This window comes from Paracoccus sediminilitoris (assembly GCF_003259195.1).
In the GTDB taxonomy this organism is placed as follows: domain Bacteria; phylum Pseudomonadota; class Alphaproteobacteria; order Rhodobacterales; family Rhodobacteraceae; genus Paracoccus; species Paracoccus sediminilitoris.
Genome location: NZ_QJPK01000015.1, coordinates 1 through 16,619 on the forward strand (window position 1 = coordinate 1; position 16,619 = coordinate 16,619).

Below are 16,619 nucleotides of genomic sequence, written 5' to 3' on the forward strand. Positions count from 1 at the left end.
CCGTCAATTCGCAGTTGCCGCCCTTTTCGGCGGCCAGATCGACGATGACGCTGCCGGGCTTCATCGCCGCAACCATGTCGGCCGTCCACAGTACCGGGGCATCGCGGCCCGGGATCAGCGCCGTGGTGATGACGATGTCCATCTGGGGCGCCAGTTCGCGGAACTTGGCCAGCTGCTTTTCACGGAATTCAGGGCTGGAGGGGGCCGCATAGCCGCCCGTCGCGGCACCGTCTTCGGTCGGCTGGTCGAACTCCAGAAAGACGAACTCGGCGCCCATCGATTCGATCTGTTCCGACACTTCGGGGCGCACGTCGAAGGCATGGACCTGCGCGCCAAGGCTGGTCGCCGTACCGATGGCGGCAAGACCCGCCACGCCAGCACCCACGACCAGAACCTTTGCAGGGGGAACCTTGCCCGCCGCCGTCACCTGCCCGGTAAAGAAACGCCCGAAATTGTTCGCGGCCTCGATCACGGCGCGATAGCCCGCGATATTGGCCATGGATGACAGCGCATCCATCTTCTGGGCGCGACTGATGCGGGGAACCATGTCCATCGCGATCGCCGTGACGCCCTTCTCCTTGGCCCTGGCCAGCAGTTCGGAGTTCTGCGCGGGATAGAAGAACGAGATGACCGTCTGCCCCTCGCGCATCTGGTTCAGCTCGGCCTCGGTGGGTTGGCGGACCTTGGTCACCACGTCGACGGCGCCGATCAGTTCGGATGCCGATTGGCAAATGGTCACGTCGGCCTTGCCATAATCATCGTCGGAAAAGCCCGCGCCCGTTCCGGCACCCGTCTGGACAAAGACCTCGTGGCCCAGCTTGGCCAGATGCCCGGCCGAAGCCGGGGTGATCGCCACCCTCGCTTCTCCGGGATGGTTTTCTTTCAGTGCGCCAATCTTCATGGCTTGCTCAGCCCCCCGCCTTGTTGGTTTCGCAGTCGCAGAATTAATAGCATCACGAAATTATATTTCACAAGTCCGTGCCCCTGCGAAGATAGTTGTACTTGAAATGCCCGTCGCAGGGCGAAAACCGATCAATTGCCCGTTTCGTCACGTTAGACATGAAAAAGCCCGGACGGTAAACGTCCGGGCCTGTCATCAGACCTGCGAAGGTCTCAGTTCGCGGGTGCGGTTGTGGTGTCGGCCTCGACATCCGCTTCCGGCGTGACGGCAGGCTCTTCCTCGACGGTGATCGCATCGTCAAGCGCGTCGGCTGCATCCTGAGCGGCCTCGGCAGCTTCGTTTGCAGCGTTGGCAGCAGTCTCACCTGCGCTATCCACCGCGTTGTCGACGGCGTTGCCGGTTGCTTCGGCAGATGCCTCGGCGGCGTCGGCTGCGCTCTCGGCGGCGGATTCAGCAGCTGCAGCAGCATCCTCGGTAGCCGTCTCGGCGGCAGCGCCTGCATCTTCAGCAGCGTCGTCTGCTGCTGCGGCGGCGTCGTCGGCAGCAGCTTCGGCATCGGCTGCGGCCTGATCGGCCTCGGCTTCCGCCTCGGTCTCCACGGCGGCGGCATCAGACTCGGGCTCTGCCACGGGCTCGGTCACAACGGCGGGTGCCTCGGGCTCGGTCGGGTCGGCGTTTTCAGTCGTGGTGACAGTTGTGGTGTCGCCCTCGACGGTCACCGTGTCATCGGTCATGAAGCGCTGCAGAACGAAATAGGCCAGTGCCAATGCCAGAAGCACACCGATGATCAGCGGCAGCGCCGAAGACTTGCGCTCGACCGGCTCGACATAGGTTTCCTTGTGATCCGGGGTGCCGGGTTTCGGGCGGTTCGGATCGTTGGGATCATAGCTCATGGTGGCCTCCAAATTAATGCTGTCAAATGACAGGTTTAGGTCGCAGTTATGTGCGGCGGCATCCTGCGCAAGTCAATCTTGCAATCCCAGCACCCGGCTTGCGACCCGGCTTTCAGGCGATTAACACCGGCTCAGGGCAAGGGTTCCGCCCATGCTACATTTTTCAGAAAGGTCGCCCCAGATGTCCTTGACCAAAAGCCAGCCGGTTCAGCTGTTGTCCGACTATGCCCCCTACCCGTTCGTCCTGTCGCAAACGCGGCTTGATTTCACGTTGGCGGCGCAGGGAACGCGGGTGATCGCGCAGCTTGACCTGGCCCCGCGCGACGCAGATGCGGTGCAGGATCTGGTCCTGGATGGTGGCAAGGATGTGACACTTTTGTCACTGACGATCGACGGGGCGGCCATCGACGCCACCCATGTCACCCATGACGACGAACGGCTGATGATCGCGGCTGCCGCCCTGCCCCGCCAGCCCTTCACCTTGGCGTCCGAGGTGTCGATCGACCCCGCCAGCAACACGGCCTTCGAAGGCCTTTACCAGTCGGGCGGCATCTTCTGCACCCAATGCGAGGCCGAGGGCTTTCGCCACATCACCTTCTATCCCGACCGCCCCGATGTCATGACGACCTTCCATGTGACGGTGCGCGGCGACCTGCCGGTGCTGCTGTCGAACGGCAATCCGGTCAGCACCGAAGATGGCGTGGCCGTCTGGCACGATCCCTGGCCCAAGCCCGCCTATCTGTTCGCGCTGGTCGCGGGCGATCTGAAAGCCGTCAGCGACAGCTTTACCACCATGTCGGGCCGCAAGGTCGATCTGAATGTCTGGGTCCGTCCCGGCGATCAGGACCGCGCGGGCTTTGCCATGGAATCGCTCATCAAGTCGATGAAATGGGACGAGGACGTCTATGGCCGTGAATACGACCTTGATGTCTTCAACATCGTGGCCGTCGATGATTTCAACATGGGCGCCATGGAAAACAAGGGGTTGAACATCTTCAACTCGAAACTGGTGCTGGCCAGCCCGGAAACCGCGACCGACACCGATTACGAACGGATCGAGGCGGTCATCGCACATGAATATTTTCACAACTGGACCGGCAACCGCATCACCTGCCGCGACTGGTTCCAGCTGTGCCTCAAGGAAGGGCTGACCGTCTTCCGCGATCAGAGCTTCACCAGCGACCTGCGCAGCGCGGCCGTCAAGCGGATCGAGGATGTCCGTGCCCTGCGCGCCCGCCAGTTCCGCGAAGATCAGGGCCCGCTGGCGCATCCCCCGCGCCCCGACCGCTATGAGGAAATCAACAATTTCTACACGGCGACCGTCTATGAAAAGGGCGCCGAGGTGATCGGCATGCTGAAGCGCCTTGTCGGTGACGCCGATTACGCCAAGGCACTGGACCTGTATTTCGACCGCCATGACGGCGACGCCGCGACGATCGAGGACTGGCTGAAGGTCTTCGAGGACGCCACAGGGCGCGACCTGACCCAGTTCAAGCGCTGGTACACCGATGCGGGCACCCCCACCGTCACCCTGTCCGAGGAATGGCAGGACGGCACCATGACCCTGACCCTGTCGCAATCGACCCCTCCGACACCCGGTCAGGATCAAAAGCCCCCCCGCGTCATCCCGGTCGCCGTAGGCCTTCTGGGCCCGAACGGGCAGGAAGTGCAGACCACCCGCGTCCTGGAACTGACCAGAGAGCGTGACAGCTTTACCTTCGAAGGGCTTTCGGCCCGCCCGGTCGTGTCGGCCCTGCGCGGGTTTTCGGCACCGGTGATCCTGCAGCGGCAGATGGACGACGCCACGCGCGCCTTTCTGTTCGCCCATGACACCGATCCCTTCGCCCGGTGGGAAGCCGGTCGCGAACTGGCGCTGTCGGCGCTGATTGCCTTGGCGCGGGGACAACAGGCCGGTGCGGATTACGTCCAGGCCATCGGCGCACTGGCCGGCGATCACGCCGCCGATCCGGCCTTCCGCGCCTTGTGCCTGAACCTGCCCGGAGAGGATGAGATCGCGACCCGACTGACCGCCCTTGGGGACGTGCCCGATCCCGACGCCATCCATGCGGCGCGCGGTGATCTGGCGCGCAGGGTGGCCGAAACCCATCGCGACCTGCTGGCCCAAATCTATGACGCGATGCAGGTTACTGGCCCCTATTCGCCCGATGCGATTTCGGCGGCGAAACGGTCGCTGCGTATCGCGGCGCTTGGCCTTCTGGGGCGCATCGAAGGGTCCGACCGTGCGCAGGCGCTGTTCGACACCGCCACCAACATGACCGAGCGGATGGCCGCGCTGGCCGTGCTGCTGCGCCTTGGCCAAGGCGAGGCGGCGTTGCATACCTTACACCGGGAATTCGCCGATAACCGTCTGGTGATGGACAAATGGTTCAGCATCCAGCCCATGGCTGCCCCGCCTGCCGATGCGGTGCACATCGCGCGGGACCTGGCCCAACGCGATGATTTCGACTGGAAGAACCCCAACCGTTTCCGCGCGCTTCTGGGCGGTCTGGCGGCCAATCATGCGGGGTTCCACGCGGCTGACGGATCGGGCTATGATTTCACGGCGGATTGGCTGATCCGCATGGATGCGGCCAATCCGCAGATCGCCGCGCGCATGTCGACCGCGTTCGAGACCTGGCCGCGCTATGACGAAAACCGCAAGGCACTTGCGCTGGCCACCTTGGAACGTATTGCAGCCGTTACGGGTTTGAGCCGTAATACGCGCGAAATGGTCTCGCGGATGATCGGGGCGGGCCGCTGAGGCGGCGCGCCCGCGAGGGGGGGGAAGGATGGCAAGGACCATGACTGCAAACGATGACGCCCGCGCCGAAATGCATGCGCGGATCGACCCCCTGATCGCCGAACGCGCGCCATGGCTCTATTCGGGCAAGCTGCACCATCGGCTGATCCGTCTTGGGATGATGGGTCTTCTGCATTATCCCAAGACCGTCACACTTGGCGTGGAATTCCGCGACCTGCCCGCAGCCGAGATCATGCGCCGCATGTCGGACCTGATCGTCCACGATCTTCAGGTCGAGGGGTTGGAGAATCTTCCCGCAACCGGTCCCGCCCTGATCGTGGCCAATCACCCGACAGGCATTGCTGACGGGATATTCCTGCATGCGATGATATCGCAGTTGCGCGATGACCTGTTCATCTATGCCAACCATGATATGATCCGGGTTTTGCCACAGACAGTCGAAATGATCGCCCCTGTGGAATGGCGCGTTGAAAAGCGCAGCCACGCCAAGACTCGCGCTACGATGGATTACACCCGCGACGCCCTTGGTGCGGGGCGCATGGGCCTGATCTTCCCTTCGGGGCGTCTGGCCAAGCGTCAGGGTCTGACCCTGCATGAGCGTCCCTGGATGGCCAGCGCGGCGATGATCGCGCGCAAGTTCGACGTGCCAATCATCCCGCTACGGATCAGGGCGCGCAACTCGGCCCTGTTCTATCTGCTGGATGCCATCCATCCGACGCTACGCGACGTGACCTTGTTCAACGAGGTCCTGAACAAGACCCGCCACCCCTATCGCGTCACGGTGGGCCGCCCGGTGGATCCCGCCGATCTGCCACGCAACAGCGAAGAGGCGATCGCACTGTTGCGAGACAAGGTCCTCAGCCTGCCCGCACCCGCTCCGGGATGCGCCAAGCTGACCCGGGAACGCGGCATCACGCGGTTCCGGCGCGCCGTCAGCCCCGTCAGGGGCTGACAAAAGCGGCTCAGACCGCCATGTCGTCGCGGTGAATTAACGCCGCGCGACCCGAATATCCAAGGATATCCGCAATCTTGGCCGATTGATGACCCGCAATCTGCGCGGCTTCGATGGCAGTGTATCGTGTCAGGCCGATCGCCAGACGTTCACCCGCCGGACCGTCGATCTGCACCGGATCACCACGGCCGAAATCGCCCATCACACGCGTCACCCCTGCGGGCAGCAGCGACTTTCCGCGCGACAGGGCCTGCGCCGCGCCGTCATCGATGATCAGCGTGCCACGGGGTTTCATGGCCGCGATCCAGCGTTTGCGTGCCAGTTGGGGATCGGCCTCGGGCAGGAACCAACTGCTGCGCGCACCATCCGCCACCGCCGACAACGGATGCAGGACCGAGCCCTCCGCAATGGCCATGGCGCAACCGCCCGCCACGGCGGTTCGCGCGGCCATCAGCTTGGTCTTCATGCCACCCTTGGACAGGCCCGACACCGGATCGCCGCCCATCGCCTCGATCGCCGGGGTGATCGCCTCGATCACCGGCAGGTGGCGCGCGGTCGAATCCGTCTTGGGGTTCGCGGTGTAGAGCCCGTCGACGTCCGATAACAGCAAAAGCTGGTCCGCCCCGCAGGTGACCGCGATCTGTGCCGCAAGGCGGTCGTTGTCGCCAAAGCGGATCTCATCGGTGGCGACGGTGTCGTTTTCGTTGACGATCGGCACCACCCCAAGCGACAGAAGCGTCTGCATGGTGGCGCGGCTGTTCAGATAGCGGCGGCGGTCGGCGCTGTCCTCAAGGGTCAGCAGGACTTGCGCGGTCGTCACCCCATGCGGCGCCAGCGCCTGTTCATAGGCGCGCGCCAGCCGGATCTGTCCGACCGCCGCGGCCGCCTGCGCCTGTTCCAGCGCCAACGGTCCGTCGGGCAGACCCAGCACCCGGCGACCAAGCGCGATGGACCCCGACGAGACCAGCACCACATCGCATCCCATGCCGCGCCATTTCGCGACATCGTCGCACAGCGCACCCAGCCATTCGTCCCGCAACCCGTCCGGGCCGACCAGCAGGGCCGACCCGATCTTGACGACCAGCCGCCGGGCCGCCTGCAGTCGCGGCGCCGTCACGGCTTCGCTCAGGGCTGCCACGGCGTATCTTCCGCGTCCCGATCCGCCTTCGGCGCACGCGAGGGCGCAATTTCGGTCCAAAGTGCCCGCAGCACCTCGGTCACGCCTTCGCGCGACACGCCAGACATCAGCATGACCGGCATGCCCAGCTCGGCCTCGACCGCGGCCCGGCGTTCGGCCAGCAGATCCTCGTCGATGGCGTCGATCTTGTTCAGGACCGTGACGCGCGGCTTTTCCATCAGCACCGACGAATAGGCGGCCAGTTCGTTCAGGATGGTGCGGGCATCGCCTGCCGGATCCTCCGACGTGCCGTCGATCAGATGCAGCAGGACCGAACAGCGTTCGATATGTCCCAGGAACCGGTCACCGATGCCGCGACCTTCATGCGCGCCTTCGATCAGGCCCGGAATGTCGGCCATGACGAATTCGCGCCCGTCAATGCCCACGACGCCCAGGTTCGGGTGCAGCGTGGTGAAGGGATAATCGGCGATCTTGGGCCGCGCGTTCGACACGGCCGCCAGGAAGGTCGACTTGCCGGCATTGGGCAGACCCACCAGCCCGCCATCCGCAATCAGTTTCAGTCGCAGCCAGATGGTGCGTTCCACCCCCGGCAGACCCGGATTGGCGGTGCGCGGCGACCGGTTGGTCGAGGTCTTGAAATGCAGGTTGCCCCAGCCCCCGTTGCCGCCCTTGGCCAGAACGACCCGCTGACCGGGTTCGGTCATGTCGGCGATGACGGTTTCCTCGTCCTCGTCCAGGATCTCGGTGCCGACGGGGACGCGCAGGATGACATCGTCGCCCGAACGGCCGGTCATCTGGCTGCCCATGCCGTGCTGGCCGGACTTGGCAAAGAAGTGCTGCTGATAGCGGAAATCTATCAGGGTGTTCAGGCCTTCGACGGTTTCGACGATCACGTCGCCGCCACGGCCGCCATCACCCCCATCGGGTCCGCCATATTCGACAAATTTTTCGCGCCGGAACGACGCGCAGCCCGCACCGCCGCCGCCCGAACGGATATAGACTTTCGCAAGGTCAAGAAATTTCATGGACACGGCTCCTTTTGCGGACTGCCGATACGCTTTTGTGGGCATTCGCGCAAGGGCGGCGGGCTGGCAATGCGGATGATGCACCTTATGTAACGGTCAAAGGAGACCGCCATGATCCGTTTCGACAACAGCTATGCCCGCATGCCCGACGGCTTTTTTGCGCGGGTCCGCCCCACGCCCGTCAGCGCGCCCGCATTGCTGGCGCTGAACGACGCGCTGGCCGAACGGCTGGGATTGACGCCCGCGCTACTGCGCAGCGCCGAGGGCGTGTCGGTCCTGGCGGGCAACGCCATCCCGCGCGGTGCCGAACCCATCGCCCAGGCCTATGCCGGCCATCAGTTCGGCGGCTTTGTGCCCCAGCTGGGCGACGGGCGTGCCGTTCTGCTGGGCGAGGTGATGGCCCCCGACGGAGCCCGCTTCGACCTGCAGCTGAAGGGCAGTGGCCCGACGCCATTTTCGCGCCGGGGCGACGGCCGGGCCTGGATGGGACCGGTGCTGCGGGAATATCTGGTCAGCGAATTCATGGCCGCGATGGGTGTCCCCACGACCCGCGCGCTGGCTGCGGTCGGCACCGGCGACATGGTCTGGCGTGAAGAGGGCGGCCTGCCTGGAGCCGTGCTGACCCGCGTCGCCGCCAGCCATATCCGCGTCGGCACCTTCCAGTATTTCGCCGTGCGCGACCGCCGCGATGCCTTGGCGGCGCTGACCGATCACGTGATCGAACGCCATTATCCCGATGCCACCGGCCCGCTGGACCTGCTGAACAAGGTGGTGGCCCGGCAGGCGCAGACCATTGCCGACTGGATGTCGCTTGGCTTCATCCACGGCGTAATGAACACCGACAATATGGCGATTTCGGGCGAGACGATCGACTACGGGCCCTGCGCCTTCATGGATGTCTATCACCCTGACACGGTCTTTTCCTCGATCGACCGGAACGGGCGCTATGCCTGGGCGCAACAGCCGCAGGTCGCCGTCTGGAACCTGGCACAGTTCGCCACCTGCCTGATCCCGCTAATGGGCGATGAAGAACAAGCCGTCGAGGATGCCACCAAGGCTGTCCACAGCTTTGGCCCGCTTTATCAGACCGCATGGCAGCAGCGCTTTGGCGACAAGCTGGGCATCGAAGGGGCGCCGAACCAGCAGCTGATCGAACGCCTGCTGACGCTGATGGCCCAGCAACGGGCCGATTTCACCCGCGTCTTCACCGGCCTTGCCGCGGGAACCGCGCGCGACGAATTCACCGACCGCGCGGCTTTCGACGCATGGGCGCGTGACTGGCAGGCCCTGTCGCCCGACATGGCGACGATGCGCCGTGTCAACCCGGTCCGCATTCCGCGCAACCACCGGATCGAAGAGGCGATCGCCGCGGCCGTGGCGGGCGACATGGCCCCTTTCGACCGGCTGTTCGACGCCGTCACCCATCCCCGCGACCCGCGTCCGGAATGGGACGACCTGTCCCGCGTCCCGTTGCAATCCGAGGTGGTTCAGGCGACGTTCTGCGGAACCTGACGGACATCGCGCGACATGCTGAAACTGGCCAGCTACAACCTGCATAAATGTCGGGGTCTGACGGGACCGCACGCGCCGGAACGCAATCTGGCCGTCATCCGCGCGCTGGACCCCGACATCATCGCCCTGCAAGAAGTCGATTTCCGCCTTGGCCCCCGGATCGAGGCCTTGCCCCGCAAGCTGATCCTGTCGGAGACCGGGCTGGTACCCGCCGATATCTTCGGCACCTCGGAAAGCAGCCTTGGCTGGCACGGCCAGACGATCCTGATGCGCCCCCACCTGGCTGCACAGGCGACCCTGCGCCGCCTGCCCCTGCCGGGGTTGGAGCCGCGCGGCGCCGTCGCCCTGCGCCTGCCGCATCTGACCATCATCGGGATCCACCTTGGGCTGGCGCGGTCGTCGCGCCGGGCGCAGCTGGCCCGCTTGACGGCACAGGCCGCCCGCATCGGGTCCGATCACGTGGTGATGATGGGGGATTTCAACGAATGGCGCGATGATCGCGGGCTGGAATCGCTGGCGGGGTTCCGCGTCGTCGCGCCTGGTCCGTCCTATCCCGCGCCCATGCCGCAACTGCGGTTCGACCGGATCGCCATGTCGCGCGACCTGACCCTGCTGGAGGCGGGGGTCTTTCACGGGGCGGGTGCGCGCGATGCATCCGACCATCTGCCGATCTGGGCGCGGATCGCGCTTCCGTGAAAATTGCGACTTTCCGATAAGGCCCCGCGCTTGTATGTAAGCGCTAACGCAGATCAACGGAGGGTCCTCATGACTGCCATTATCGACATCTATGCCCGTGAAATCCTTGACAGCCGTGGCAACCCCACGGTCGAGGTCGACGTGACGCTGGAAGACGGCACGATGGGCCGCGCCGCCGTCCCCTCGGGCGCATCGACCGGCGCGCATGAGGCCGTCGAGAAGCGCGATGGCGACAAGTCGCGTTACATGGGCAAGGGCGTTCTGGAGGCCGTCGCCGCCGTCAACGGCGAGATCGCCGAAGCCCTGATCGGCGAAGACGCGACCGAACAGCGTGCCATCGATGCCATGATGATCGAACTGGACGGCACCCCCAACAAGGGCCGCCTTGGCGCGAACGCGATCCTGGGCGTGTCCATGGCCGTGGCCAAGGCCGCCGCCGAGGCGACGTCGCAGCCGCTGTTTCGCTATATCGGCGGCACCTCCGCCCATGTCCTGCCCGTTCCGATGATGAACATCATCAACGGTGGCGAACATGCCGACAACCCGATCGACATCCAGGAATTCATGATCATGCCGGTCAGCGCGGAAAACATCCGCGAAGCCGTCCGCATGGGTTCGGAAATCTTCCACACGCTGAAAAAGGAACTGTCCGCGGCGGGCCTGTCCACGGGCATCGGCGACGAGGGCGGCTTTGCGCCGAACCTGTCATCCACCCGCGACGCGCTGGACTTCATCCTGAAGGCCATCGAGAAGGCCGGCTACAAGCCCGGCGACGACATCATGCTGGCGCTGGACTGTGCCTCGACCGAATATTTCAGGGACGGCAAGTACGAGATGAAGGGCGAGGGCAAGTCCCTGACACCCGCCGAGAACGTCGACTATCTGGCCGCGCTGTGTGACGACTATCCGATCCTGTCGATCGAGGATGGCTGTGCCGAGGATGACTGGGACGGCTGGAAACTGCTGACCGACCGCCTTGGCGACAAGGTCCAACTGGTCGGCGACGATCTGTTCGTGACCAACCCCACCCGCCTTGCCGATGGCATCGAAAAGGGCTGTGCCAACAGCCTGCTGGTCAAGGTCAACCAGATTGGCACCCTGTCGGAAACGCTGGACGCCGTCCGCATGGCCGACCGCGCAGGCTTCACCAGCGTCATGTCGCACCGTTCGGGCGAAACCGAGGATGCGACAATCGCCGACCTGGCCGTCGCCACCAATTGCGGTCAGATCAAGACCGGTTCGCTGGCCCGTTCGGACCGGTTGGCCAAATACAACCAGCTGATCCGCATCGAGGAAATGCTGGGTGCCACGGCGGTCTATGCTGGCCGCAGCATCCTGCGCTGATCCTCTCAGTCGGGGCCGTTCGTCGGCCCCGACCTTGCCAGATCCGCCAGCGTGCCAAGCGCCGCTGCTAGGATCTGCGGCTCCATCCGACAATTCAACGCAATGCGGACCCCCTGCGGCATCCGCGCGGTCACCGTGCCATCCGTCATGAAATCCGTGGCGGGACGCACAATGATGCCTGCGGCGGCAGCCCGGATCACGAAGTCCTCGGACCGCCAAGGGGTGGGCAGCTCCAGCCAGATCATCGGCACGCCGGGCCTGCTGGCGATCTTCAGACCGCTCAGCGTCTCCTGCGCCATGTGGCGGCGTTCCTCGACCCGCTTGTGGACATCGGCGGCGATGCGGCGCGCGTCACCGGACCCGATCAGGCGCGTCACCAGCCCCGTGATCGGCAAGGACAGGCCCATATGGCTGTGCTGAGCCCCGATGCGCCCGGCCTGCCCCATGCCCGGCGGGCACAGAAGGATGCCAAAACGCAACCCCGCCGCGATGATCTTGGACAGACTGGTCACGTACCAGACGCGTTCGGGCGCCAGCGCGCGCAGGCTTTGCGGGGCGTCAGGATCAGGGCCGGTGGAATAGCACTCATCCTCGATCACCTGCAGGTCGTGCCGCCTTGCGATCCGCATCAGATCTGCCCGCCGTTCAGGCCCCATTCCCGCCATTGTCGGGTTCTGCGCCGAAGGCGTCAGGCAGACCAGCCGCGCGCCGCTTTCACGCGCGACGCGGTCCAGATCATCGGGCAGCATCCCCTGTTCGTCCATCATCACAGGCAGCGTCTCGGCCCGCATCAGACGCGCGGCATGGGTGATGCCGGGATAGGTCAGCGCCTCGGTCATCACCTTGGCGGGCTGATCGGCCAGGCACAGGGCCATGACCAGCATGATGGCGTTCTGCCCGCCATGGGTCAGGACCAGATCCTGGGCCGAAACCTCGCCCAAGGGGCGCACCGACATCCAGCGCAGTAGGGATTCGCGACAGTGCAGATCACGGCTAAGCGGCGTGTAATCCAGAATATCGGCCCCCAGCTCGGCGCCGATATCGGCCAGATGGCGGCCAATGATGCGGGCCTGGTCGCAATCGGGCAGCTGGGGGATGCGCAGATCCGCCGGACCGTCCGCGTTCAGGGGCCGGTCCAGGCTTTCATAAAGTAGCGGTTCCGGCACCGGCCTGCGCGGCTTGGGGGCGGCGATGAAGCTGCCGCGTCCGACATGGCTCTCGATGACGCCTTCGGTCGCGGCCAGCTGATAGGCGCGCGCGACGGTGCCCGTGGTCACCTTCAGCCGCCATGCCAGATCGCGCATCGGCGGCAGGCGGGTGCCGGGCGCCAGTTCCCCCGAACGGGCCGCCTGACGCAGCGCATTGGCCAGCGCCCGGAACTTGGGACCCTTATGCAGGGTCAGGTCCGGTTGCCAATCTTCGATCCGCATCTGGGCCCCCTTCATCTGCACGAAGCTCAAGGTAATACGCGAAAAAGGCGGGCACAATCATCGCTTTGGCCCATATCGCCCCCTTGCGCACCCCAACCCGCATTTTTTAGTTCCGAATAGGGGTCTGCATACTCGACACATGGGGAACTGCGGCTAAACTGCCTTCCATGCAGGGCGGGTTTACGATGGACCGAAGAGTCCACCCGACCCGAGCGGAGGAGAAAGCATGAAAGATTCCAAGACGTTGGACCGCCGGTCCTTTCTGACCCGTGCCTCGGTCGGTGGTGCCGCCGCGGCCGCGGGCGGGGTGCTGGCAGCACCCGCCATCGCCCAAGACAGCCAGAAGGTAACGTGGCGCCTGGCCTCGTCCTTCCCCAAATCGCTGGACACGATCTTCGGCGGCGCCGAGGAACTGTCCCAACGCCTGTCCGAGGCGACGGATGGCCGCTTCACCATCCAGGTCTTTTCGGCCGGTGAAATCGTGCCGGGGCTGGACGCGATCAATGCCACGACCGAGGGCACCGTCGAATGTTCGCATTCGGTCGGCTATTACAACTGGGGCAAGGACCCGGCATTCGCCTGCGGCGCCGACCTGCCCTTCACCTTCTCGGCTCGATCCAAGGCGGCTTACAACTATCACGGCGGCGGCATCGACAACTACAACGAATTCCTGCAGCAGTATAATCTGGTGGCCTATCCCGGCGGCAATACCGGCACCCAGATGGGCGGCTGGTACCGCAAGGAGGTCAACACCCTTGACGACATGAAGGGCCTCAAGCTGCGCATCGCGGGCCTTGCTGGTCGCGTGATGGAACGTCTGGGCGTGGTGCCCCAGCAGATCGCCGGTGGCGACATCTATCCCTCGCTGGAGCGCGGCACGATCGACGCGGCCGAATGGGTCGGCCCCTATGACGATGCCAAGCTGGGCTTCCAGAAGGTCGCGCCCTATTACTACTATCCCGGTTTCTGGGAAGGCGGTCCGACGGTCAGCTTCTTCGTCAACCAGTCGGCATGGGAGGCGCTGTCGGAATCAGACAAGGCGCTGTTCCGCACCTGCTGTCAGGCGGTCGATCAGAACATGCTTGCCAAATACGACATGAAGAACCCGACCGCCCTGAAGGAACTGGTCGGATCGGGCGCGCAGCTGCGTTCCTTCAGCGAAGAAATCCTGACCGCCGCCTTCAATGCGTCGCAGGAGGTTTATGCCGAACTCAGCGCGGAAAACGCGGCCTTCAAGAAGATGTACGAGGCGATGCTGGCCTATCGCGACGACTGGTACCTGTATCAGCAGACCGCAGAATACACCTTCGACACCTTCATGATGATCCAGCAGCGCAGCGGCGGCCTGGCCACCGAAGGCTGATCGCCGGACGTCACGACCATGAAAAAGGGCCGGATAATCCGGCCCTTTTTTGCATCCTAGTTTCCGCCAAGCCCCGGCGGGGGACCGCCAAAGCCAAGTCCCATCCCGCCCGACGGCGCGGCCTCTGACTCGGGTTCGGGCTCGGTCTCGGCCGGGGTTTCGGCACCGGGCTGGGGCGGATCGGCCGCCGGCTGGCCGCCGAAGGGCGATCCGCCCAACCCGCCAAGCGAACCGAAGCCAGATCCGCCCTGATTGCCGCCGCCCATGCCCCCCATCGGGATCTGGACCTTGATCGTCGACGTATCCACCACCGGACCCTTGTAGTGCATGACCATGCCCGGGAAGATGATCACCGCCGCGATCATCAGGATCTGCAGCCCCACGAAGGGCACCGCGCCGCGATAGATGTCGAGCGTGCTGACCTCGGTCATGGTCTTTCCGGTCACGTGATCCTTGTAGGGTTTTCGCGGCGCCACCGATCGCAGGTAGAACAACGCGAAGCCCACGGGCGGCGTCAGGAACGATGTCTGCATGGTCACCGCCAGAATGACCCCGAACCAGACCAGGTCAATCTCCAGCGCGTTGGCCGCGGGGATCAGCAGCGGCACGATCACGAAGGCCAGTTCGAAGAAATCCAAGAAGAAGGCTAGGAAGAAGATGATGATGCAGACAGCGGCCAGAAAGCCGTATTCCCCGCCCGGCAGCGCCGTCAGCAGGTCCTTGACCCAGATATGCCCGTTGATCGAGTAATAGGTCAGCGAAAAGACCGTCGCCCCGATCAGGATGAACATGACGAAGGCAGACAGCCGCACCGTCGCCAGCAGGGCCTGATTCACCACGTTGAAATCCAGGCGGCGCTTGAAGGCCGCCAGGATCAGCGCGCCGGTGGCCCCCATGGCGCCACCCTCGGTCGGGGTGGCGATGCCAAGGAAAATCGTGCCCAGCACCAGAAAGACCAGCGCTAGCGGCGGGATCATCACGATGATCACCTGGCGCGTCATGGGCGACATGATCCCGGTGCGCAGCTTTTCATCCGCCAAGGCCAGCACCAGCATGATCAGCACCGTCAGCGCCGCAGCCCAGATCTGGCTGTCATCGCCCAGATAATCGCCCATCAGCCGCACCGACAGGACATAGATCGCGACCGAGGCCAGAATCGCCCCCAGCAGCGACCAGCCGCCGCTGCCCAGGCTGCGCGCCTCGGGCGGCAGGGCCGGCATCAAAGACGGGCGCAGGATCGACATCACCATGACATAGACCAGATAGACCCCGGTCAGTGCCAGGGCGGGGATCATCGCCGCCTTGTACATGTCACCCACCGAACGGCCCAGCTGGTCGGCCAGCACGATCAGCACCAGCGAGGGCGGGATGATCTGCGCCAGAGTGCCCGACGCCGTGATGACGCCGCTGGCCAGACGCTTGTCATAGCCATAGCGCATCATGATCGGCAGAGAGATCAGCCCCATGGAGATGACCGACGCCGCCACGACGCCGGTCGTCGCCGCCAGCAGCGCGCCGACCAGGATGACCGCATAGGCAAGACCGCCCCGGATCGGGCCGAACAGCTGGCCGATCGTGTCCAGCAGTTCCTCGGCCATGCGGGACCGTTCCAGCACGATGCCCATGAAGGTGAAGAAGGGAATGGCCAGCAGCGTGTCGTTGCGCATGACGCCAAAGACCCGGTCGCCAAGCGCCCCCAGCAGGTTCCAGCCCAGGTTGATCTGGTCCGACAGCGGGGTCAGGAAGACGCCGAAGAAGAAGAACAGCAGGCCGTTCGCGGCCAGCGCGAAAGCGATGGGGTATCCGAACAGCAGAAAGCCCACCATCGAGAAGAACATGATGGGGGCAAGGTTATGGGCGATTATGTCAATTGCCGGAGCGGCAAAGGCCCCAAAGTTGCTAATGAACAGCGATAGGTTATCTGAGATTGTTTCGATCACTGGCGGTTCCTCGGGTCGGCAGAGGCGGCGTCGGCCTGATCCTTTTCAAGACCGACTGTCATGATGGCGGCCTCTTTCAGGACCGAGTCGTGGCTGCTGGCATGGGGGCTGGGATCGGGGATGATGCCGCGCATGACGGCGATCTTCTTGATCAACTCGGAGATGCCCTGGATGAACAGCAGCACGAAGCCCGCGACCAGAATCGCCTTGGCGGGCCAGATCAGCAGCCCGCCCGCATTCATCGAAATCTCGTTCGTGCGCCAGCTGATCAGAAAGGACGGATAAAGCAGCCAGATCATGATCGCCGTGAAGGGCAGCAGGAACAGGATCGTGCCGATCAGGTCGATCCAGTGCTGCACCCGGCGCGACCAGCGGCCATAGATCACGTCGATGCGGATATGTTCGTTTTCCAGCAGCGTATAGGCCGAGGCCAGCATGAATGCGCCCCCGAACAGATACCATTGCAGTTCCAGCCAGGCATTGGACGAAACGCTGAAGACCTTGCGCACGATCGCGTTGATCGCGCTGACCAGAATGGCCAGCAGGATCAGCCACGCGACGCTGCGCCCGATCGCGGTGGTGGCGCGGTCGATGCCGCGCGACAGGGCCAGTAGGCCGCCCATGGATTCCCCTCCCTCATGGATCATGCCTTGTTGGGCCGGCA

The 16,619-nt window shown here is 64.5% G+C and carries 13 protein-coding genes; 6 read left to right on the forward strand and 7 right to left on the reverse strand.

Annotated elements, in window-relative coordinates; genetic code table 11:
* Together DKT70_RS11790 and DKT70_RS11795 are read right to left on the reverse strand one after the other, a co-directional pair.
* The coding region (locus DKT70_RS11790; protein WP_111559392.1) for a Re/Si-specific NAD(P)(+) transhydrogenase subunit alpha at positions 1–901 on the reverse strand (901 nt) is incomplete at its 3' end.
* A gap of 212 nt (positions 902–1,113) precedes the next feature.
* Entirely contained in the window at positions 1,114–1,806 is a 693-nt protein-coding gene (locus tag DKT70_RS11795; protein ID WP_233490546.1) for a hypothetical protein, read from the reverse strand.
* A 169-nt stretch (positions 1,807–1,975) separates the two neighbouring features.
* On the opposite strand from DKT70_RS11795, the gene pepN reads away from it, so the two are divergent.
* Both pepN and DKT70_RS11805 read left to right on the forward strand, forming a co-directional pair.
* Positions 1,976–4,555, forward strand: coding sequence for an aminopeptidase N (gene pepN, locus DKT70_RS11800; RefSeq protein WP_111559326.1), 2,580 nt, complete (start codon positions 1,976–1,978; stop codon positions 4,553–4,555).
* Between the two features lie 40 nt (positions 4,556–4,595).
* The gene (locus DKT70_RS11805) at positions 4,596–5,507 is read left to right on the forward strand and encodes a 1-acyl-sn-glycerol-3-phosphate acyltransferase (RefSeq protein ID WP_072296227.1); all 912 of its coding nucleotides are present in this window, start codon (positions 4,596–4,598) and stop codon (positions 5,505–5,507) included.
* Between the two features lie 10 nt (positions 5,508–5,517).
* Here DKT70_RS11805 and proB read toward each other — a convergent pair whose 3' ends face one another.
* Both proB and obgE read right to left on the reverse strand, forming a co-directional pair.
* Positions 5,518–6,636, reverse strand: a complete 1,119-nt coding sequence (gene proB / locus DKT70_RS11810) for a glutamate 5-kinase (protein WP_407672210.1) — start codon at positions 6,634–6,636, stop codon at positions 5,518–5,520.
* On the reverse strand, positions 6,633–7,670 hold the full coding sequence (gene obgE / locus DKT70_RS11815) for a GTPase ObgE (RefSeq protein ID WP_111559327.1): 1,038 nt from the start codon (positions 7,668–7,670) through the stop codon (positions 6,633–6,635). Before obgE ends, proB begins: the two co-directional genes overlap by 4 nt.
* A gap of 111 nt (positions 7,671–7,781) precedes the next feature.
* Between obgE and DKT70_RS11820 the strand changes: the two genes are divergently transcribed.
* The 3 genes from DKT70_RS11820 (at position 7,782) to eno (ending at position 11,222) form a co-directional block, all read left to right on the forward strand.
* Positions 7,782–9,182, forward strand: coding sequence for a protein adenylyltransferase SelO (locus DKT70_RS11820; RefSeq protein WP_111559328.1), 1,401 nt, complete (start codon positions 7,782–7,784; stop codon positions 9,180–9,182).
* A 15-nt stretch (positions 9,183–9,197) separates the two neighbouring features.
* On the forward strand, positions 9,198–9,878 hold the full coding sequence (locus DKT70_RS11825; protein WP_111559329.1) for an endonuclease/exonuclease/phosphatase family protein: 681 nt from the start codon (positions 9,198–9,200) through the stop codon (positions 9,876–9,878).
* Between the two features lie 69 nt (positions 9,879–9,947).
* Complete coding sequence (eno, locus tag DKT70_RS11830; protein ID WP_111559330.1) at positions 9,948–11,222, forward strand: phosphopyruvate hydratase; 1,275 nt, start codon at positions 9,948–9,950, stop codon at positions 11,220–11,222.
* Between the two features lie 5 nt (positions 11,223–11,227).
* On the opposite strand, the gene DKT70_RS11835 is transcribed toward eno, so the two are convergent.
* Positions 11,228–12,652, reverse strand: coding sequence for an aminotransferase-like domain-containing protein (locus DKT70_RS11835; RefSeq protein ID WP_158530037.1), 1,425 nt, complete (start codon positions 12,650–12,652; stop codon positions 11,228–11,230).
* Between the two features lie 244 nt (positions 12,653–12,896).
* Between DKT70_RS11835 and DKT70_RS11840 the strand changes: the two genes are divergently transcribed.
* The gene (locus tag DKT70_RS11840; protein WP_111559394.1) at positions 12,897–14,015 is read left to right on the forward strand and encodes a TRAP transporter substrate-binding protein; all 1,119 of its coding nucleotides are present in this window, start codon (positions 12,897–12,899) and stop codon (positions 14,013–14,015) included.
* A gap of 56 nt (positions 14,016–14,071) precedes the next feature.
* Here DKT70_RS11840 and DKT70_RS11845 read toward each other — a convergent pair whose 3' ends face one another.
* Entirely contained in the window at positions 14,072–15,853 is a 1,782-nt protein-coding gene (locus tag DKT70_RS11845; RefSeq protein WP_111559395.1) for a TRAP transporter large permease, read from the reverse strand.
* 98 nt (positions 15,854–15,951) lie between these two features.
* The gene (locus DKT70_RS11850) at positions 15,952–16,578 is read right to left on the reverse strand and encodes a TRAP transporter small permease subunit (protein WP_111559396.1); all 627 of its coding nucleotides are present in this window, start codon (positions 16,576–16,578) and stop codon (positions 15,952–15,954) included.
* Between the last annotated feature and the right edge of the window lie 41 nt (positions 16,579–16,619).

What these genes read in the sequence shown, in the direction of transcription:
- pepN (WP_111559326.1), top strand. Translation starts at nt 1,976, where the DNA reads ATGTCCTTGACCAAAAGCCAGCCGGTTCAGCTGTTGTCCGACTATGCC.
- DKT70_RS11825 (WP_111559329.1), top strand. Translation starts at nt 9,198, where the DNA reads ATGCTGAAACTGGCCAGCTACAACCTGCATAAATGTCGGGGTCTGACG.
- obgE (WP_111559327.1), bottom strand. Translation starts at nt 7,670, where the DNA reads ATGAAATTTCTTGACCTTGCGAAAGTCTATATCCGTTCGGGCGGCGGC.
- DKT70_RS11850 (WP_111559396.1), bottom strand. Translation starts at nt 16,578, where the DNA reads ATGGGCGGCCTACTGGCCCTGTCGCGCGGCATCGACCGCGCCACCACC.
- DKT70_RS11805 (WP_072296227.1), top strand. Translation starts at nt 4,596, where the DNA reads ATGACTGCAAACGATGACGCCCGCGCCGAAATGCATGCGCGGATCGAC.
- DKT70_RS11845 (WP_111559395.1), bottom strand. Translation starts at nt 15,853, where the DNA reads ATGTTCTTCTCGATGGTGGGCTTTCTGCTGTTCGGATACCCCATCGCT.
- DKT70_RS11820 (WP_111559328.1), top strand. Translation starts at nt 7,782, where the DNA reads ATGATCCGTTTCGACAACAGCTATGCCCGCATGCCCGACGGCTTTTTT.
- eno (WP_111559330.1), top strand. Translation starts at nt 9,948, where the DNA reads ATGACTGCCATTATCGACATCTATGCCCGTGAAATCCTTGACAGCCGT.
- DKT70_RS11835 (WP_158530037.1), bottom strand. Translation starts at nt 12,652, where the DNA reads ATGCGGATCGAAGATTGGCAACCGGACCTGACCCTGCATAAGGGTCCC.